Below are 20,392 nucleotides of genomic sequence, written 5' to 3'. Positions count from 1 at the left end.
GCTGACGGGTCTCTTTTCGCCCTACGCCGCTTTGTCGTTATGGATAACGTCAGCGGCGAAAACGTAGCCCAGCCCGCGCAGGGTTTTAATCAACGTGGGCTGATGCGGATTGACCTCAACTTTACGCCGCAGGCGCATGATCAGCACATCGATCGTGCGGTCGAATACCTCCATGCTCTCATTATGGGTCAGCGCCAGCAGCTGTTCACGGTTCAGAACCCGGCGGGCGTTTTGCGCCAGCGCCAGCAACAATCCATATTCCCCCTGGGTTAACGCCACGCTCTGCTGCTGGGGATTAAACAGCTCACAGCGGCGGGTATCCAGTCGCCAGCCGTTAAACAACAGCCCATGCTCCCCGCCCGGCACGAGGCTTTCCGCGCCGATCGCCCCGCTGCGCCGCAGCACCGCCTTTACGCGCGCCACCACTACCCGGGCATTAAACGGTTTGGCGATGTAATCGTCGGCGCCCATTTCCAGCCCGACCACTACATCCGATTCGCTGCCCAGGCCGGAAAGCATGATCACCGGTAGCTCAGGCCGCGTGCGCTGCAGCTGTTGTAACACCAGCAAACCATTGGTATCCGGCAGGATCATATCCAGCAGCACCAGCGCGATATCTGCGCGCCGGGCGACCATCGCCAGCGCTTCGCCGCCGTTCTGGCAGGCCACCACCTCGAACGCGTGGGCGCCGAGCACGTCGCCCAGCAGCTCACAGATCGCGGTGTCATCATCAATCACTAAAATGACCGGTTTCATGGTTTACCTCTGCCTGGCGGGAATAGTGTCAGTCTGGTCGATTGTGCAACCGGGCGACGACAAATCCATTTTTCGCTGCCGTTTTTATAATCGGCGTCACATCTCCGGGCTTTTCGTCACGTCAAAACTGACGATGACCTGTTTTTCGTCAGCATTTCGCCCAAAAAAGCCGCGTACTATCCGTTAATACCCACAATGAAAACATGGCATAGAAGATGCATAGTGACGGTCGATTGCGCGTCAGCGCTAATTGATTAACTGGAGCAAAACCGATGAAAAAAGTCGTCACGGTTTGCCCGTATTGCGCATCAGGTTGCAAAATCAACCTGGTGGTCGATAACGGCAAAATCGTCCGGGCTGAGGCGGCGCAGGGGAAAACCAATCAGGGAACCCTGTGTCTGAAAGGCTATTATGGCTGGGACTTCATTAACGATACCCAGATCCTGACCCCGCGTCTCAAAACCCCCATGATCCGTCGCCAGCGTGGCGGCAAACTGGAAGCCGTCTCCTGGGACGAGGCGCTCGATTACGTCGCCACCCGCCTTGGCGCCATTAAAGAAAAATATGGCCCGGACGCGATCCAGACCACCGGCTCCTCCCGCGGGACCGGTAATGAAACCAACTACGTGATGCAAAAATTCGCGCGCGCCGTTATTGGTACCAATAACGTCGACTGCTGCGCTCGCGTCTGACACGGCCCTTCGGTTGCAGGTCTGCACCAGTCGGTCGGTAACGGCGCCATGAGTAATGCCATCACGGAGATTGATAACACCGATTTGGTGTTTATCTTCGGTTACAACCCGGCGGATTCCCACCCTATCGTGGCGAATCACGTCATTAACGCCAAACGCAACGGGGCGAAAATCATCGTCTGCGACCCGCGCAAGATTGAAACCGCGCGCATCGCCGACATGCACATCGCGCTGAAGAACGGCTCGAATATCGCGCTGCTCAACGCCATTGGCCACGTTATTATTGAAGAGGATCTGTACGATAAATCCTTCGTCGCCAGCCGTTCCGAGGGCTTCGAGGAGTATCGCAAAATCGTCGAAGGCTACACGCCGGAGTCGGTGGAAGAGATAACCGGCGTCAGCGCTCAGGAGATCCGCGCCTGCGCCCGGATGTACGCCAGCGCCAAATCCGCCGCCATCCTGTGGGGCATGGGCGTCACCCAGTTCTACCAGGGCGTGGAGACCGTGCGGTCACTGACCAGCCTCGCGATCCTCACCGGCAACCTCGGCAAGCCGAGCGTCGGCGTCAACCCGGTGCGCGGGCAGAACAACGTCCAGGGCGCCTGCGATATGGGCGCGCTGCCGGATACCTATCCGGGCTACCAGTACGTTAAGTTCCCGGAAAACCGCGAGAAGTTCGCTAAAGCCTGGGGCGTCGACAGCCTGCCGGAACATACCGGCTACCGCATCAGCGAGCTGCCGCACCGCGCCGAACACGGCGAAGTCCGCGCCGCCTATATTATGGGCGAGGATCCGCTGCAGACCGATGCCGAGCTTTCCGCGGTGCGCAAGGCGTTTGAACAGCTGGAACTGGTTATCGTCCAGGATATTTTCATGACCAAAACCGCCGCCGCGGCCGACGTCATCCTGCCGTCCACCTCGTGGGGCGAGCACGAAGGCGTGTATACCGCAGCGGACCGCGGCTTCCAGCGCTTCTTTAAAGCGGTGGAGCCGAAGTGGGACCTGAAAACCGACTGGCAGATCATCAGCGAAATCGCCACCAGGATGGGCTATCCGATGCACTACAACAATACCCAGGAGATCTGGGATGAGTTGCGGCATCTGTGCCCGGACTTCTACGGCGCCACCTATGAAAAAATGGGCGAGCTCGGCTACGTCATGTGGCCATGCCGCGATGAGTCCGACGCTGACCAGGGGACGTCGTATCTGTTTAAAGAGAAGTTCGATACCCCGAACGGGCTGGCGCAGTTCTTCACCTGCGACTGGGTCGCGCCGATCGATAAGCTCACCGACGAGTACCCGATGGTGCTCTCAACGGTGCGCGAGGTCGGTCACTACTCCTGCCGTTCGATGACCGGCAACTGTGCGGCGCTGGCGGCGCTGGCGGATGAACCGGGCTATGCGCAAATCAACACCGCCGACGCCGAACGGTTAGGCATCGAGGATGAAGCGCTGGTGTGGGTCAATTCGCGTAAGGGGCGCATCATCACCCGCGCGCAGGTCAGCGATCGGCCGAATAAAGGCGCGGTATACATGACCTACCAGTGGTGGATTGGCGCCTGTAACGAGCTGGTGTCGGAGAACCTGAGCCCGATAACCAAAACGCCGGAGTACAAGTACTGCGCGGTTAACGTTGAGCGGATTGCCGATCAGCGCGCGGCGGAGCAGTACGTGATCGATGAGTACAACAAGCTGAAAGCCCGCCTGCGCGAAAGCGCGATGGGTTAAGGTTCGACGGCCATACCAACCCTCCCCGGTGGCGCTTACGCTTACCGGGGCTACCAACCGACTACCGAACCGTAGCCCGGATAAGGCGCCATGTGCCACTATCCGGGAATCCTCCGCCGGTAGCGCTTACGCTTACCGGGGCTACCAACCGACTACCGAACCGTAGCCCGGATAAGACGCTGTGCGCCGCCATCCGGGAACCCTCCCCGGTAGCGCTTACGCTTACCGGGGCTACCAACCGAATACCGAACCGTAGCCCGGATAAGGCGCCATGCGCCGCTATCCGGGAACCCTCCCCGGTGGCGCTTACGCTTACCGGAGCTACCAACCGAATACCGAATCGTAGCCCGGATAAGGCGCTATGCGCCGCTATCCGGGTATTCACCCCGCTAATTCCCGCCATTTTCTTCTTTTCCGCCGCCCTTTATACTGCGGGGGTCTTCCTTACTGATAATAAAAAAATGAAATACCTCTATTTACTGCTGGCGCTGACAAGCTTCGCCGCAGACGCTGCGGATCCGGGCAGCCAATACCAACAGCAGGCCGAAGCCGGCGACCCGCGCGCGCAGTTTTATCTGGCGGATACCTGGGTTAGCTCCGGCAACTATCAACAGGCCGAATACTGGGCGCAGAAAGCGGCGGCGCAGGGCGATGGCGACGCAATGGCGCTGCTGGCTCAGCTTAAAATCCGTAACCCGCAGCAGGCCGACTATCAACAGGCGCGACAGCTAGCGGAAAAATCCGTGCAGGCCGGCAGCAAGGCCGGCGAGATTATCCTCGCCCGGGTGCTGGTCAATCAGCAGGCCGGACCCACCGATTATGCGCACGCCATCAGGCTGCTGCAGGATGCGGCCAAAGATGAAGAGAGCGACTCCGCCGTCGATGCGCAGATGCTGCTGGGGCTTATCTACGCTAGCGGCGTGCTGCCGCCGGAAGATGACCTCAAGGCCGCGCAGTACTTCAAAGGCAGCTCGGCGCTTTCACGCACCGGCTATGCCGAATACTGGGCAGGGATGATGTTTCAGCAGGGAGAGAAAGGTTTTATCGAACCAAACCCGCAAAAAGCGCTGCACTGGCTTAACGTCAGCTGTCAGGAGGGGTTTGATACCGGATGTGAAGAGTTCGACAGGATAACCAAAGGCTAAAAAAAGCCCGGCGCGAATGGCCGGGCTCTGACATCTTATTGGGCGGTTTTATCAAACTTGCCCAGCACTTCGCGTTCATACGCCAGCGCTTTCTTACGGTCAAACTTGTGTTCCCACTTGGCGATAACCAGCACCGCCAGCGCGTTGCCGACCACGTTCAGCGCGGTACGCGCCATATCGAGGATACGGTCGACGCCGGCAATAAACGCCAGCCCTTCCAGCGGGATCCCCACGCTACCCAGGGTCGCCAGCAGCACCACGAAGGAGACGCCCGGTACGCCCGCGATGCCTTTTGAGGTCACCATCAGCGTCAACACGAGAGTGATTTCCTGCCACAGGGAGAGTTCGATACCGTACAGCTGGGCGATGAAGATCGCCGCGATGCTTTGATATAGCGTCGAACCATCGAGGTTAAAGGAGTAGCCGGTCGGCACCACAAAGCTGGTGATTGAGGCCGGCGCGCCGTAGGCTTCCATTTTCTCAATGATACGCGGCAGTACGCTCTCGGAGCTCGCGGTGGAGTAAGCCAGAATCAGCTCGTCTTTGAGGATACGAATCAGGATCCAGATGCTCAGCCCACATACCCGCGCCACGATACCCAGCACCACCAGCGCGAAGAACAGAATCGCGAAGTAAACCAGGATAACCAGCTTAGCCAGCGGCCACAGCGAAGCGAAGCCGAAGGTGGCGACGGTCACCGAGATCAGGGCAAAGACCCCGACCGGCGCATAGCGCATTACCATGTGCGTCACTTTAAACATGGTTTCGGAGATAGAGCGGAACACGGTCACCAGCGGCTCGCGGTGAGTAGACGGCAGGGAAGAAAGCCCCAGGCCGAACAGCACCGAGAAGAAGATAATCGGCAACATATCGCCTTTCGCCATCGAGGCGACGATGTTGGTCGGCACCAGCGACAGGATGGTTCCCATCAGGCCATGCGCGTGACTCTGCACTTCCGCGGTGGTGTTCTGATATTTCGAGATATCGACCGCCGCCAGCTGCGACATATCAATGCCGCTGCCCGGCTGGAAGACGTTCGCCAGGGTGATCCCCAGTACAATCGCCACCGTGGTGATCACTTCAAAATAGATGATGGTCTTGGCGCCGATGCGGCCCAGTTGCTTGGCGTCGCCTACGCCCGCAATGCCCACCACCAGCGTCGAGATGACAATCGGGACGACAATCATTTTAATCAGGTGGATAAAGATATCGCCCGCCGGGGTCAGGAGGTTTGAGATTAACCAATCACGGCTTTCGGCGTGGTAATGCAGGTAGCTGCCCAGAAGTATGCCAAGCACCAGGGCTAGCAAAATCTGCCAGGCCAGGCTGACTTTTGTTTTTTTCATCACTACTGACTTCCTCAATGAAAGGCACCATTCCGGGAGGTAATGGCACCCACTGAAAGGGGTATGAATTGTGTTGCGTTGCTTTATGGGGTTATTTAACGCGCAATATCAGTATCATTTGCACGGCATGCTGCGCAAGCCTTTAAGAACAGCGCTTTCCTCTGGTTTTCTGCATAAATCCGCCCATTTCAGCGCATTACATTGCATAAGTATTTGTTATAAAAAATATTTAACACATTCAGTTTCTATAAATACAGCAAATGAATTATTTCATTTCAAAGTTTCATTTGATTGAATTTCATTCAGTTTAATCAATGCGTGATCTGCCCCCCAAATAGTAAACAAAGCTCATAAAGCCCCTATTATTAACGGTTATTTGACATATATTTAACAAGTTAAAGGAGAAAAAAAGCCATGAGCCAAATACATAAACACCCTATTCCCGCAGAGATTGCGGAACATTGCCTGATGAATCCGCAACAGTACCAGGTGAACTACCAACAATCCATCACCAACCCAGATGCCTTCTGGGGCGAGCAGGGCAAAATCCTCGACTGGATTAAGCCCTATACGCAGGTAAAAAATACCTCTTTCGCGCCGGGAAACATCTCCATCAAATGGTATGAAGATGGCACCCTGAACCTCGCGGCCAACTGTCTCGACCGCCACCTGCATGAGCGCGGCGACCAGACCGCGATCATCTGGGAAGGCGACGACGCCAGCCAGAGTAAAAACATCACTTATCGCCAGCTCCATCGCGATGTTTGCCGTTTTGCCAACGTATTGCTCGATCTGGGCATTAAAAAAGGCGATGTCGTTGCTATCTATATGCCGATGGTGCCGGAAGCCGCCGTGGCCATGCTGGCCTGCGCGCGCATCGGCGCCATCCACTCGGTAATCTTCGGCGGCTTTTCGCCGGAAGCGGTTGCCGGACGCATTATCGACTCCAGCGCTCGCCTGGTGATCACCTCTGACGAAGGGTTACGCGCCGGTCGCGCCATCCCGCTGAAGAAAAACGTCGACGATGCGCTGAAAAATCCGCACGTCACCAGCATCGAGCATGTGGTGGTCCTCAAGCGCACCGGCGGCAAAATCGACTGGCAGGAAGGTCGCGATCTGTGGTGGAGCGATCTGATTGAAAAAGCGGATGACCTGCATGAAGCGGTGGAAATGAACGCCGAAGACCCGCTCTTTATCCTCTATACCTCCGGCTCGACCGGCAAGCCAAAAGGCGTACTGCACACCACCGGCGGCTATCTGGTATATGCCGCAACCACCTTCAAATACGTCTTTGATTATCATCCGGGCGATATCTACTGGTGCACCGCCGATGTGGGCTGGGTCACCGGTCACAGCTACCTGCTGTACGGCCCGCTGGCCTGCGGCGCCACCACGCTAATGTTCGAAGGCGTACCAAACTGGCCGACCCCGGCGCGCATGTGCCAGGTGGTGGACAAACATCAGGTCAATATTCTGTACACCGCGCCGACGGCGATCCGCGCGCTGATGGCGGAAGGCGACAAAGCTATCGAAGGTACCGATCGTTCCTCACTGCGCATTCTCGGCTCGGTCGGCGAGCCGATTAACCCGGAAGCCTGGGAGTGGTACTGGAAGAAGATCGGCAACGAGAAGTGCCCGGTGATGGACACCTGGTGGCAGACAGAAACCGGCGGCTTCATGATTACCCCGCTGCCGGGCGCCACCGAACTGAAAGCCGGTTCCGCCACGCGTCCATTCTTTGGCGTCCAGCCGGTACTGGTGGACAACGAAGGGACGCCGCTGGAAGGCGCGACCGAGGGCAATCTGGCGATCGCCGACTCCTGGCCTGGCCAGGCGCGTACCCTGTTTGGCGATCATGAGCGCTTCGAGCAGACCTATTTCTCAACCTTTAAAAATATGTACTTTAGCGGCGACGGCGCCCGTCGCGACGAAGATGGTTACTACTGGATCACCGGTCGCGTCGATGACGTGCTGAACGTCTCCGGCCACCGTCTGGGCACCGCGGAAATTGAATCCGCGCTGGTCTCGCATCCGAAAATCGCCGAAGCGGCGGTGGTTGGTATTCCGCATAACATCAAAGGCCAGGCCATCTACGCTTACGTGACGCTGAATCACGGCGAAGAGCCGACGCCGGAGCTGTATGCCGAAGTGCGTAACTGGGTGCGCAAAGAGATTGGCCCGCTGGCGACGCCGGATGTACTGCACTGGACCGACTCGTTGCCGAAAACCCGCTCCGGCAAAATCATGCGCCGTATTCTGCGTAAGATTGCCGCTGGCGATACCAGTAATCTCGGGGATACCTCGACGCTGGCCGATCCGGGCGTAGTGGACAAACTGCTCGAAGAGAAGCAGGCCATTGCGATGCCTTCTTAACACGATACCTACCCCCCTCTCCCTCTCTGGAGGGAGAGGTTAAAAACATAAACTCCCCCCAAGGATTCTGTTCAGCAGGAAAGCGGTAAACCAGCGGCTACTCGACGTAATAACGTCGGGCGGGTCACTGTTGCCGACGGATAGCCGATGGATGACATAAGGGTTACCTCTGGAGACGCTAAGATGAATGAACAAATTTGTCAGCGGATAGAAAATAGTGCGCATTTCAGGGAGTTAGTTGCATCACGGCAACGGTTTGCCGCCATTCTGTCAGTCATTATGTTGGTCATTTACGTAGGCTTTATTTTGCTTATCGCCTTCGCGCCCGGCTGGCTTGGGACGCCGCTGCATGAAGGCACCAGCGTTACCCGCGGCATCCCTATTGGTATCGGCGTCATTATCATCTCCTTCGTTCTGACCGGCATTTACGTCTGGCGGGCAAACGGCGAATACGACAAGTTGACCAAAAGCGTGATTAGCGAGGTGCAAGCATCATGAAAAAAGTCCTGACGGCGCTTGCCGCCACGCTCCCTTTCGCGGCCAACGCCGCCGATGCCATTACCGGCGCGGTGCAGCGGCAGCCGACCAACTGGCAGGCGATTATCATGTTCGTGATTTTCGTCGCCCTGACGCTGTATATCACTTACTGGGCGTCAAAACGCGTGCGTTCGCGCAGCGATTACTACACCGCGGGCGGCAATATCACCGGTTTCCAGAACGGTCTGGCGATCGCCGGCGACTTTATGTCCGCGGCCTCGTTCCTCGGCATTTCCGCGCTGGTATACACTTCCGGCTACGACGGTTTGATCTACTCGCTCGGCTTCCTCGTCGGCTGGCCGATTATCCTGTTCCTGATCGCCGAACGCCTGCGTAACCTCGGTCGCTACACCTTTGCCGACGTAGCGTCTTATCGCCTGAAGCAGGGGCCGATTCGCACTCTCTCCGCCTGCGGTTCGCTGGTGGTGGTGGCGCTGTATCTGATTGCGCAGATGGTTGGCGCCGGCAAACTCATCCAGTTGCTGTTCGGCCTCAACTACCACGTTGCGGTGGTGCTGGTCGGCGTGCTGATGGTGTTGTACGTGCTATTTGGCGGCATGCTCGCCACCACCTGGGTGCAGATTATCAAAGCGGTTCTGCTGTTGTTCGGCGCCAGCTTTATGGCCTTTATGGTGATGAAGCACGTCGGTTTCAGCTTCAATAATCTGTTCACTGAAGCGATGGCGGTGCACCCGAAAGGAGCGGCGATCATGAGCCCCGGCGGGCTGGTGAAAGACCCGATATCGGCGCTATCGCTCGGTCTCGGCTTGATGTTCGGTACCGCGGGCCTGCCGCACATCCTGATGCGTTTCTTCACCGTCAGCGACGCCAAAGAAGCGCGTAAGAGCGTGTTCTACGCTACCGGTTTTATGGGTTACTTCTATATCCTGACCTTTATCATCGGCTTCGGGGCGATCATGCTGGTGGGGGCGAATCCGGCGTTTAAAGATGCGGCCGGACAGCTCATCGGCGGCAACAACATGGCGGCGGTGCATCTGGCGGATGCCGTGGGCGGTAACCTGTTCCTCGGCTTTATCTCGGCCGTAGCTTTCGCCACAATTCTGGCGGTGGTCGCCGGACTGACGCTGGCGGGGGCATCGGCGGTCTCTCACGATCTTTACGCTAACGTGTTCCGCAAAGGCGCGACCGAACGTCAGGAGCTGAAGGTATCGAAAATTACCGTGCTGATCCTCGGCGTGGTAGCGATTCTGCTGGGGATTTTGTTCGAAAACCAGAATATTGCCTTCATGGTCGGCCTGGCGTTCTCTATCGCCGCCAGCTGTAACTTCCCGATTATCCTGCTGTCGATGTACTGGTCGAAGCTGACCACCCGCGGCGCGATGATCGGCGGCTGGCTCGGCCTGCTGACCGCGGTGATTTTAATGATCCTTGGCCCGACCATTTGGGTACAGATCCTCGGTCACGAGAAAGCCGTCTTCCCGTATGAATACCCGGCGCTGTTCTCCATCGCCATCGCGTTCATCGGCATCTGGCTATTCTCGATTACCGATAACTCCGCAGAAGGGATGCGCGAGCGCGAGCAGTTCCGCGCCCAGTTTATCCGTTCACAAACCGGTATCGGTATCGAACGCGGCCAGGCGCACTAATGGTATCGGCCTCTTCCTCGCGCTGAGGAAGAGGCTATATTTTAGTTATAGGTAAAGGTTATCACCCCGCTCGCATTTGCCGATCCCGCCGTCACCGTCTCCGCTGTTTTGTAATAATTGGTGGTAAACATGAGCGACTGCATAGCATATGCGCCGCCGGGGAAATCAGGATTGGTAAAAATGGTATAGCCGGCATCCGCGCCGTTATTGGTCACCGTCGTGCGGCTTGAATAATATAAGCTGATATCCGTATTCAGCGGCAGCGCATTGTCCTTCAGATTAAGCTGTACGCCAACGCCGGTGGCAGCATTACCATCCGCTGTTAAGGCCATCACCGTATGGTTCGGGTTATCGCCGCTCGCTTCCGCAGCCGTCACCCGCATTACAACGTTAGTCCCCGGCTCACAGGAGAGCGTCACCGATTGAGTTGCAGAGCCAGCTTTCCCCGCGGAATTGAATGCCGAAGCGCTTATCGTCCCCATCGCGAAATTCAATCCTGAGCTACTGACCATGCAACCCATCGGGGTGAGCTGAATAGTCGTGGTGCCGCTAATATGCAGCTGGGAAATTACGATAGTACCTGAACTGTCTTTCGCAGAGACCGTCGCCACCGGATCGTTCAACGACAATTTACTATTTGTCGCTATTGGGCCGCCGGTCGCCACCAGCTGTAGCTGGTAAGCCGGTGAGTAATTGGTTGAAGCATAATAATCCAGTACGCCGGAAGGTTTGCCAAGGTAGTAATTAACATCACCAATAAAATGCTGCTGATAATCGCTATTGAAATCGCCGCTATCGCCATTATATTCGCCGGTAACGTTTAACCAAACTTTGACTCTCAACCCTACGCCTTGTAACGAGGTGGTATAGATATTATCGCCGATTAAATTTTCTGTGTTATTTGATGCCCACTGAAAGTTAGCATATATATCACCTTGACAGTTGAGTAGCGCGGCCTGCGAACGAGTTATCTTACCTGAGTCATATAATACTGTTCCGGCCGAGTAATTCCCGGCACTAAGTAAAATCTTCTCAGGCAAATTAGTCATCGATACATCGCCAGAATTCACCCCCTCACAAGCCCAACTCAACACAGGGAAAATCAGCAGTAACATTAATATATATTTACTCATACCATTCCTTGTACATCGAATTATTTATAGATGACATCAAAGGTTGCGGTAAATCCCACAATGCCAGCGCTAATTTTTCCGTAAGGTGAATACATTCTGGCAATCATATTAAATGTATGAATATCAGTGCCGGCATCAAATGTATAAACATATCGGTCATTAGGGCCTAATGGCTGATTATCCGCCTGGCTAAATAACTGCATTCCGACGCCGCTGGCCCCGGCGCTGCCGGTTTGATAATTTTTATAAATTGAAGTATGGGTATCATCAAAATAGGAGCCACTGAAGGATAAGGTGACCGTAGAGGTTCCCGCGGAGCAGTTGCTAAACTCAAGCTTGACCGGCGTGCTTTCCCCACTGGATCCTGCTTTACCGGTTAGCGTTTGATACGACACTGTGCCTAAATCAATGGTGGCAGAGGGTTTTATTGCAACGTCACAGGATGGTTCCTCAATATTGCCAGAAACGTTAAAATTGATCGTGCTTGAATCCTCATAGGCCAATGCTGGCGTCGAAATAACAAAAAGCGCACAGATTAAATAGCCAAATAAACAGATTAAGATACCGCCGATACATTTAACATCACCCATATTCAAACCTCATTCCTTTGAGCAACCATCTAAGTTAATGACACAGTGCTTGATAGAAAATAATCTCCTGATTTTTTTCCTTCACGGTCAAATCATAATCTGCACGGCATTGTTCATTTCGCCCCTCGCCCCATTTCGCCAGCATAGTTCCTTTTTGCTGAAGACCCGTCATATAAACCTGCCCGTCATCGCCAACGATATTGCTGCGAATATCCTGGCGCCGTTGTGGTTGTTTTTCTAAAGTCACAATAGCGCCAAATGGCGCGACGCCGGTCGCCGTCTTTAACGTGACCATGGCCTTTGCTCCAATATAGGTATCGTATTGCACTCTGACTATCGCGTTACGCGTCGGTACCACGTTTCTCACCACATTATCAACCTCCGCACCCGCAATCTGTTGTTCATCCAATGACAGGCTATTGACATGATATGGCCGAATATATGGCACGATAGCGTAACCTGAGGAATCGGTTGTGACATTGGTTTGTCCGCGGACCGCCACATCGCTCACACCGGGTGTTTCAATCAGGGCGGAACTCTCACCGAGGAATCGGGAAAAGGTGAGTCCGCCCGCATGGGCGATCATGCCTCCGCGTAATGAATAGTTATAGTGATTGCTATAATGGTCATAGCCGTAGCCGGCGGAAATATCCCCTTTGGAACTCTGATAATCCACACCAATATTTCCGGAAGTACTTTTATTACTGGCGTTATAACCTTGCTGAACATTCCAGTTAAGCGATCGATCCGCCAGCATCATGCCGTTCAATCCTACGCTGTGGGTGGTGTCGCTTGCACGGCCAGAACTCATGCTGTAATTAGACGAGAGCCTTTCGCCTATCGGTATAGACAGCGTTAACGACACAATAGTATCGCTGCCAGGTTTCGTCTCTCCATGACTTTCACTACTTTGTACGTTACGGTTATATGAATAGTTAATGAAATAAGAAACTTTTCCCAGCGAACCGCTATAGCCAATGCCCAATGAATCCATTCGCGAACTATCCCAGTAAGTTTCATTCACTAAGGAAAGCGACAGAGAACCATACCCAAACAGCGATTGCGATATTGAGGCATCAAAGCGCCCTTTTTTCCGACCAGTTAATGTACAACAATCCTGGTCATCTGAGGTCTTATCGATAAAATCCTGAAAGGAATAATATCCCGCAGTAGAATAGCGATAACCAGCCACCGAAAAATTAGTTCCCGTCTGCAAAAAGCTTTTACTAAAACGCAGGCGTAAGGATTGTCCCTTTTTTTGCGATAACGTAGAGCGGGCTTCGTTTTGCTTAATATTGGCCAATGATTGAGAAGCATCAAACGACAACGCACCAATGCTTCCTAAGTTAAAACCAGAACCCATTAATATATTAGTATATTTATCTTCAGCCTGCTGTAGTCCCGCATATAACGTAATATTACTTGAAACGCCGTATGCCACCGTCGACTGGACAAAATTATATTCTTTATCACCGGAACTGGAGGCACGCGCTTTTCCGCTACTAAAAGCATAGTCCAACTGCCCCTCGCGTTGCAAAATAGCCAACGAGGCATAAGGCACGACAAAATTTTGCTCGCTACCGTCGGACTCTTTAATATTAACGTTGAGATCGCCGGCGCTCCCGGTTGAATAAAGATCCTTAATCTCGAAAGCCCCGGGAGCAACCGTTGTTTTATAGATACTGTAGCCATTCTGATAAACGGTGACCTCGGCGGTGGTGCGCGCGATACCTTTAATCGTTGGCGCGAAGCCGTGAAGACTGTCCGGCAGCATTTCCTCATCCGAGCTCAACTGCAGGCCAGTAAAATTTATGCTGTCATAAATACCCGACGAGGTATAGGTATTACCCAGAATGAATTGGCTTTTCAGGATATGGATATCGCGCGCCAGATAGCTATACACCGATTGCCAGTGACTACCGTCATCGCCGTGATCAAACGTACTATAGTTGCGAAGACGCCACGGTCCCAGATTTATACCAGGCTGCAAACTCGCAAACTGGCTTTCGGTAGCGCTACCGCCATGCCGCGGCGTATTCCATTGCCCCGACAAACTATAGTTAAGCAACCCCGCGTTGATTCCTTGTTGCCACTGCTCCTCCGGAACATAGTCTCCAGGGCGATTGAGCAGCGCCGCCTGGGGCACGGAAAGTACCAGGCGCTGCTGCGACAACGACACTGAGTATTCAAGACCAGGGATCGCTGACAGAGAGGCGCACTGCGTTGCCATATCCGCAAGCTGCGGATAGCGCGCGGTATTAATTGACCATGATTTTAGCAGTCCAACGCCAATGCAGGGTTGAACCCTGGTCTCTTGTTTATCCGTGTTTTCTTTAAATTCAATCACCTCGGTAGATATATATTTATCATTAATATAAATATCCAGATTATAGCTACCGGGTGGAATCGTATCCTGAGATAACCAGGATAAGTCCACGGCGGTAGCGCTACTTTCAGTCACTTCCAGTAAATGCGGGTTGAAGTATTCTCCGGCCTGCGCGCCAGAACTTAGGGTAGTGGCGTATAGCAAGAATGCTGCTCCGATATACCCTGGAGTATGAAATAGAGTAACGCTACTGTATGATTGCGGAATATTTTTTCCCTGCCGTACCATAATCATTAATCACGCTCCATGTGATTTCTTTGTTCCTCGCAGAGGATAAAACATCTTTTGCCGGTATCTTTAACGTAGAAAATGGTGCCGCGAACCATATTCCAGATACATTCTTACCGTTAATCTTTATTTGTGAAAAATTCATATATAACGGTGAATTATTTGTTACGCTATAAAAGTTGCTATCGTGACTCCATTGTAATTTAGCAGCATAATTTTCTGGGATTTGTCCCTGCAGCTCTTTGGGACGATAAATAAGTTTAATTTTAGAATTAATAGCGAACTGCACCGTGTTCTTATCTGGCACATTATCCATTGCGGGTATGCCTTTAACATTTAGCCAAAGCATGGACTCCCGACTGGTTGGTAATGGCTTCCCTGAACGCACTATCCGGACAAAACCTTTCTCACCAGAATTTAAACGAAATAGCGGTGGTGTTATAATAAATGAGTCTTTTTCAGGTGATGAAGTATCAACGACAGAAAGCCAGGACTGGACAATATTAGTGGTATTATCTTTATTATCAACAGCCACTACCGTACTCTCTTTGGCACCATCAAATATCACCCGAGTCGCGCCGACCACTACACTCGCTTGCGCATTCGAAAGGGTTAGCAATAAGCTAATAAAAAATAAACGATATCTCATATACCCATAATAAAGGGGAATCTACATACCGCTCCCCTTTCTCCATATAAAATTAATTAATAGTAAGTCACGTTATAAGTCACGGTCGTTTTTACTGCCCCTTTCGTTGGATCAGAAGCGCCTGACTTGACCATTTTCACGGTAAATGGAATAGTCGCAGCCCCTGATGAAATATCCACATCGGCGCCTTCTTCATTATTTTTCAGCAAATTACCTGCGTTATCAAAGATGGCGACCGCTACGCCAGAAGCTGCAGAAGTTGAGGCCTGGTTTTTGAAGTAATCACTGTTCGCAGCATCTGCCTCGCCACCGAAGGTAACGCGGGCGATAGCGTTGCCCCCCTCTTCAGTGCCAGGACAGTTAGCCAGGGAAAATGAAAAATTCTTCGCAGCACCATAGGTATTCGCTTTCAAATCCGCCACTGAAGTAGTACCCATTTCGATAGACGTCACCCCACCATCAATTGTTGCGGTACAGGTGGTGTCAGAAACGGTGCCAGTAAAAGTGATAGCATTTGATGCAGCTTGCGCATAGGTCGACAGCATGCAGGAAGCAGAAATTGCCAGCGCGCTGAACACATATTTCTTACTGATTTTCATATGAATTCCCATATCCATTGTAAACGACAATCAATCCGTCAATTGCTTGATGCAGGTATATTAAAGAATGGAATTCAAAATTAGCGCCGTCAGATTTTTATAAAAACAACATGCAATATTTTATAAATAATTTAAAATTGACCAGGTAATCGCTTATTGAATCCATTCAATAATAGCATCCCACATAAAAATAATATCTTGAGAAAAATATTTTTCAATAAGTATTGCTAACATCATCCATTAGAATGAATTAATCACCTATTATAAAAACAAACCAAATACACATATTATCAGCATGTTATGCATTCATATAATTCACAGCGCAAATTAGTAATTGTTTAATCATTATTAAATTCATTAAATAACCCATCATTTAGAAATATCTTTTTACAAATTAAATGACATAAGATCTTTCCAAACAGCATTCAACAAAAACATCCCACAATGAAATTAAGAATATAACCTAAACACATTTCATACTAATTAAGATAAATAGCCTATGGATACGTAATATTTTACCGGGGTGAACTCAGCAGTCTTACCCGTTGTCCTTTGAGGTAAGACTGCGGAATCTTAAAATATCGCCCAACGAACTAGCGGCGCCGCCAGCACCATGACTACGCCGGAAAGCATCATCACCAGGCTGGCGACCACGCCCTCCTGCTGGCCCAGTTCATAGGAGCGGGCTGTTCCGGCGCCGTGCGACGCCGCGCCGAACCCCGCCCCTTTAGCCATACCGGCGCGGATTGACAGGCGTAAGAACAGCACATCGCCAATCGCCATACCAAATACCCCGGTGACCACCACAAAAAGCGCTACCAGGTCAGGCTGGCCACCGAGCGGTTTCGCCGCCGCCAGCGCAAACGGCGTGGTCACCGAGCGTACCGCCAGGCTACGCTGAATTTCGTCAGGCAGAGTGAAGAGACGCGCCAGCCAAACGGAAGTGGTAACGGCGACCACCGACGCCGTCACCACTCCCGCGGTCAACGACATCCAGTGACGCTTAATAATCGCCAGGTTGTCATAGACCGGTACGGCGAAGGCGATGGTGGCCGGCCCCAATAACCACAATAGCCAGTGCGACTCGCCCATATAGCTCTGATAGGAGATATGACCAAAGACGAGGATCAGCACCAACAGTACCGGCGTCAGCACCAGCGGCATCAACGGCAGTTTATGGAAGCGGCGATAGAGACGCTTATTGGCGAAATAGAGCCCGAGGGTGACCGCCAGGCACAGCATGCTCAGGGTAAAATCACTCATTTTTCAGCCTGCTCACTTCGTAGCGATACACCTTATCCACTACCCACGCCGTGGCGCCCAGTACCATAGTGGTGCTTAACGCGATGACGAGGAAGATGCGCCAGCCGTCCACCATCAGCAGTTGCGCATAGTTAACGACGGCAACCACCGCCGGGACGAAAAACAGCAGCATTTCCGCCAGTAGCCAGCGCGCGCCTGCGCGCACCCAGTTGAGCGGTATCACCCGGCAGACGATAAGCATCAGCAGCATCAACATGCCGACAAGATTGGCAGGAAGCGGGAGATGTAGCCAATTCACCAGATATTCAGCGCAGACAAACAACCCGGCATAGAGCAGTACCTGAACCGGTACCTGAAGACGTTGCATCACGAAAGGCGCAACACGTGCTGGCGCGAAGGCCATGAGCGGAATTCCCTAAAAATAAGTCAGGGGTGCAGTATAGAGAGCCGCCCTTGCGGACAGAAATGAATTAAAATCATCACAGGTATAGTCTCAGGGAATAATCATGGATATACGTACGTTGCGGTATTTTGTCGAAGTCGTCCGCCAGCAAAGCTTTACCCGCGCGGCGGAGAAGCTCTTCGTCACGCAACCCACCATCAGCAAGATGCTCAAAAATCTGGAAGATGAGCTCAACTGCACCCTGCTTATCCGTGATGGCCGCAAGCTGTTATTAACCGATACCGGCCGGGTAGTCTTCGAACGCGGGCAGGCGATACTCGGCGAATTCAGCCAGTTAAAAGCCGAACTCAGCGATATTAACCATCTGAATAAAGGCGTACTGCGCCTGGGGATCCCGCCGATGGTCGGCATGTTGATGGCTGAGCCCATCAGCCGCTTTCGCCTACGTTATCCCGGCGTGGAGCTGAAAATTTCCGAGTTCGGCGGGTTGACGGTGCAGCAGGCGGTTAGCAACGGCGAACTCGACCTGGCGATGACCGCGCTACCGGTCGATGAGTCCAGCGGCCTGACCACGCTGTCGCTCTTTAGCCATCCGCTCTGTGTCCTCGTGCCGAAGACAGCGCAGTGGCAGGATATCACCTCGATCTCGCCGCAAAAGCTGGCGCAGCATCCATTGGTTATCTACAACGAAGATTTCGCCCTCAGCCAACAGCTGATGCGCCTGTTTGCCGAGCGTGATGTCAAGCCGCGTATCGCCGTGCGCAGCGGTCAGTGGGATTTTCTGGCGGCAATGGTGCAGGCGGGCATTGGCGTGGCGATTTTGCCGGAGCCGATTTGCCAGCGTCTTGATGCCGAGGATTTTTATTGGATCCCGCTGGAGAGCGAATTACGTTGGGAATTAGGGATGATCTGGCGGGAAGGGGTGTATATGTCGCGCAGCGCCGAGGCGTGGCTGGAATGCAGTAAAGCGTTCTGGCTGGAGTAACTCCCCGGTCGCGCTAACGCTTACCGGGGCTACATATAGACTGTCGATACTGTTATCGGTTGGCAACTTTTTAAGGGTTTTCCCGGAGGCGGCGCGTTGCGCCTTCTCCGGGCTACCAAATCGCGCAGTGCTGTAGCCCCGGTAAGCGTTAGCGCCACCGGGGGATTTTGAGATCGCCAGCACCAGTAGTGTCAGCCAGCATAGTGAATAAATTAAAGGCAGGCCGCACGGACCGTAGGTCGGGTAAGGCGTTAGCCGCCACCCGACAAAAAACGGCGCCGCGAGTAGTCCCGATAAACGTCGCGCTTACCGGGACTTAAGGTTACTGATCTTCGATTAACAACGCTTCTAACAGGTCGAGATCGTGCAGCAGCTTCTGCAACGTCTCGTTGCTGATTTGCCGCGTCGCGCGCAGGTGGTACAGCTCACCGCGTTCCGAACGTAGCGCCGCCAGACGGAAACGGCGCTCAAGGCTCTCTTCCAGCATCGAGGTTTCGACATCGTTACGCCCATCCACACGGCGACGCAGGTTACCGATGACGCGCGAACTCACCTCGGTCAGCAGCTGGTTGTCGATATTCTCTTTGGTATCCGCCGCCAGGCGTTCTTCCATTTTCTGAATCGCGACAATCGCCACATCCGCCGTCGCGGCGCGCGCCAGACGCTCTTCTTTGCGCTGCTGTACGTGGTCGGTGGACTCAATACGCCGCAACAGAATCGGCAACGCGATCACCCCGACGAACAGGGAGAAAAGAATCACCCCGGCGGCCAGGAAGATAAGCTCGTAACGCGCCGGGAAGACGTTGCCGTCCGGTAAGAGTAGCGGAATCGACAGCACACCGGCGAGAGTAATCGCCCCGCGCACCCCGGCGACGGAGGAGATCAGCAGCTCGCGGGTGGTCCAGGAGCCAAACTCCATCGGTTTCTTCTTCAGGAAGCGTTGGCTGAGCTTACGCATCGTCCACAGCCAGCCGAAACGCACCAGCATCAGCGCGGCGTAAATCAGCACGATATCGGTGAACAGCATCCAGGTTTCAACGTTCGGATCGGCTTCCGCCGCCACCAGCGAGCTCGACAGGATATCCGGCAGCTGCAGCCCCAACAGCAGGAACACCATGCCGTTAAACACGAACTCCAGCATAGCCCAGGTACTGTTGGCGCGCAGGCGCATAGCCAGCGGCGCGGTACGCATCACCCCGGAACGGGTGATGGTCATCCCTGCGGCCACCGCCGCCAGGATCCCCGAGAAACCGATATGTTCGGCAATCAGGTAGGAAGCGAACGGCAGCAGGAACAGCAGCACAATTTGCGTTGCCGGTTCATCGCCGCCCCAGCGGCTGAGGAAACGCATTGAGCGGCCATACAGCCAGCTGACCACGAAACCGGCCAGGATGCCGCCAATCGCCACCTTCAGGAACTCAACGGTGGCGCCGCCAATGGTGAACACCATCGTGCCCATCGCCACGGCAACGGCAAATTTTAACGACACCAGGCCCGAAGCGTCATTCATCAGCGCTTCACCCTGCAGGATGCCCATGATTTTCTTCGGTATCCGCCCTTCGCCGACAATACCGGACAGCGCCACGGCATCGGTCGGCGACAGCACCGCCGCAAGGGCGAATGCCGGAACCAGCGGGATCCCCGGCACAATCCAGTAAATCAGGAAGCCGATACCGACCACGGTGACCACCACCAGCGCCAGCGCCAGGCCGAAGATTTCCCGGCCGTGCTCGATAAACTCGCGGGTCGGCGTTTTCCAGCCATCGGCAAACAGCAGCGGCGGGATAAACAGAACGAGGAAGAGTTCAGGGTCGAACTCAACGTGCAAACCAAAGGTCGGCCAGGCCAACAGCGCGCCGATGGCGATTTGCATTAACGGTAGTGGGACCTGAAAGGGCAGTACACGTGTAACCACCCCTGAGAGAGAGACCACGAGGGTCATGATGAGTATGGTGAAGAATATTTCCATGTG

General features: G+C 53.7%; 16 protein-coding genes. 6 read left to right on the top strand and 10 right to left on the bottom strand.

Annotation, left to right across the window (positions count from 1 at the left end):
- Positions 1-21: 21 nt before the first annotated feature.
- Positions 22-756: a response regulator gene (locus PGR23_RS14050; protein ID WP_396280016.1), complete on the bottom strand. Its 735-nt coding sequence runs from the start codon at positions 754-756 to the stop codon at positions 22-24.
- A gap of 272 nt (positions 757-1,028) precedes the next feature.
- On the opposite strand from PGR23_RS14050, the gene fdhF reads away from it, so the two are divergent.
- Both fdhF and PGR23_RS14040 read left to right on the top strand, forming a co-directional pair.
- The gene (gene fdhF, locus PGR23_RS14045) at positions 1,029-3,176 is read left to right on the top strand and encodes a formate dehydrogenase subunit alpha (protein ID WP_308958424.1); all 2,148 of its coding nucleotides are present in this window, start codon (positions 1,029-1,031) and stop codon (positions 3,174-3,176) included.
- 461 nt (positions 3,177-3,637) lie between these two features.
- A complete protein-coding gene (locus PGR23_RS14040) occupies positions 3,638-4,321 on the top strand; it encodes a tetratricopeptide repeat protein (protein ID WP_026612428.1) in 684 nt (227 codons plus the stop codon).
- Between the two features lie 35 nt (positions 4,322-4,356).
- Here PGR23_RS14040 and gltP read toward each other — a convergent pair whose 3' ends face one another.
- Positions 4,357-5,667 carry a glutamate/aspartate:proton symporter GltP gene (gene gltP, locus PGR23_RS14035; RefSeq protein WP_047047489.1) on the bottom strand — a complete coding sequence of 437 codons (1,311 nt, stop codon included), beginning with the start codon at positions 5,665-5,667 and terminating at the stop codon, positions 4,357-4,359.
- Between the two features lie 414 nt (positions 5,668-6,081).
- Between gltP and acs the strand changes: the two genes are divergently transcribed.
- The 3 genes from acs to actP all read left to right on the top strand — a co-directional run bounded on the left by acs (position 6,082) and on the right by actP (position 10,184).
- The gene (gene acs / locus PGR23_RS14030; protein WP_047078459.1) at positions 6,082-8,040 is read left to right on the top strand and encodes an acetate--CoA ligase; all 1,959 of its coding nucleotides are present in this window, start codon (positions 6,082-6,084) and stop codon (positions 8,038-8,040) included.
- Between the two features lie 183 nt (positions 8,041-8,223).
- Entirely contained in the window at positions 8,224-8,538 is a 315-nt protein-coding gene (locus PGR23_RS14025) for a DUF485 domain-containing protein (RefSeq protein ID WP_045398145.1), read from the top strand.
- On the top strand, positions 8,535-10,184 hold the full coding sequence (gene actP, locus PGR23_RS14020; RefSeq protein ID WP_045398148.1) for a cation/acetate symporter ActP: 1,650 nt from the start codon (positions 8,535-8,537) through the stop codon (positions 10,182-10,184). The genes PGR23_RS14025 and actP overlap by 4 nt, the downstream gene beginning before the upstream one ends.
- A gap of 41 nt (positions 10,185-10,225) precedes the next feature.
- Here the strand turns inward: actP and PGR23_RS14015 are convergent, their stop codons facing one another.
- From PGR23_RS14015 to PGR23_RS13985, 7 genes are all read right to left on the bottom strand, one after another.
- Complete coding sequence (locus tag PGR23_RS14015; RefSeq protein WP_396280018.1) at positions 10,226-11,317, bottom strand: type 1 fimbrial protein; 1,092 nt, start codon at positions 11,315-11,317, stop codon at positions 10,226-10,228.
- A 20-nt stretch (positions 11,318-11,337) separates the two neighbouring features.
- A complete protein-coding gene (locus PGR23_RS14010) occupies positions 11,338-11,907 on the bottom strand; it encodes a fimbrial protein (protein ID WP_380378712.1) in 570 nt (189 codons plus the stop codon).
- Between the two features lie 34 nt (positions 11,908-11,941).
- A complete protein-coding gene (locus PGR23_RS14005; protein ID WP_396280019.1) occupies positions 11,942-14,527 on the bottom strand; it encodes a fimbria/pilus outer membrane usher protein in 2,586 nt (861 codons plus the stop codon).
- The gene (locus PGR23_RS14000; RefSeq protein ID WP_396280020.1) at positions 14,481-15,170 is read right to left on the bottom strand and encodes a fimbrial assembly chaperone; all 690 of its coding nucleotides are present in this window, start codon (positions 15,168-15,170) and stop codon (positions 14,481-14,483) included. The genes PGR23_RS14005 and PGR23_RS14000 overlap by 47 nt, the downstream gene beginning before the upstream one ends.
- A 56-nt stretch (positions 15,171-15,226) precedes the next feature.
- Positions 15,227-15,787 (bottom strand): fimbrial protein, encoded by a 561-nt coding sequence (locus PGR23_RS13995; protein ID WP_196796506.1) that lies wholly within the window; start codon positions 15,785-15,787, stop codon positions 15,227-15,229.
- A 555-nt stretch (positions 15,788-16,342) separates the two neighbouring features.
- Positions 16,343-17,032, bottom strand: coding sequence for an LrgB family protein (locus PGR23_RS13990; RefSeq protein ID WP_047047331.1), 690 nt, complete (start codon positions 17,030-17,032; stop codon positions 16,343-16,345).
- Entirely contained in the window at positions 17,025-17,435 is a 411-nt protein-coding gene (locus PGR23_RS13985) for a CidA/LrgA family protein (RefSeq protein WP_045398169.1), read from the bottom strand. The genes PGR23_RS13990 and PGR23_RS13985 overlap by 8 nt, the downstream gene beginning before the upstream one ends.
- Before the next feature lie 103 nt (positions 17,436-17,538).
- On the opposite strand from PGR23_RS13985, the gene PGR23_RS13980 reads away from it, so the two are divergent.
- Positions 17,539-18,420 carry a LysR family transcriptional regulator gene (locus tag PGR23_RS13980; protein WP_045398172.1) on the top strand — a complete coding sequence of 294 codons (882 nt, stop codon included), beginning with the start codon at positions 17,539-17,541 and terminating at the stop codon, positions 18,418-18,420.
- A gap of 322 nt (positions 18,421-18,742) precedes the next feature.
- On the opposite strand, the gene PGR23_RS13975 is transcribed toward PGR23_RS13980, so the two are convergent.
- Positions 18,743-20,389: a Na+/H+ antiporter gene (locus PGR23_RS13975; RefSeq protein ID WP_015368729.1), complete on the bottom strand. Its 1,647-nt coding sequence runs from the start codon at positions 20,387-20,389 to the stop codon at positions 18,743-18,745.
- Positions 20,390-20,392: the final 3 nt, after the last annotated feature.

The organism is Klebsiella sp. 141162 (assembly GCF_050600755.1).
Taxonomy (GTDB): Bacteria; Pseudomonadota; Gammaproteobacteria; order Enterobacterales; family Enterobacteriaceae; genus Klebsiella; species Klebsiella aerogenes.
Note: the sequence above shows the minus strand (reverse complement) of the source record. Positions and strands in the feature narration are given on the sequence as shown.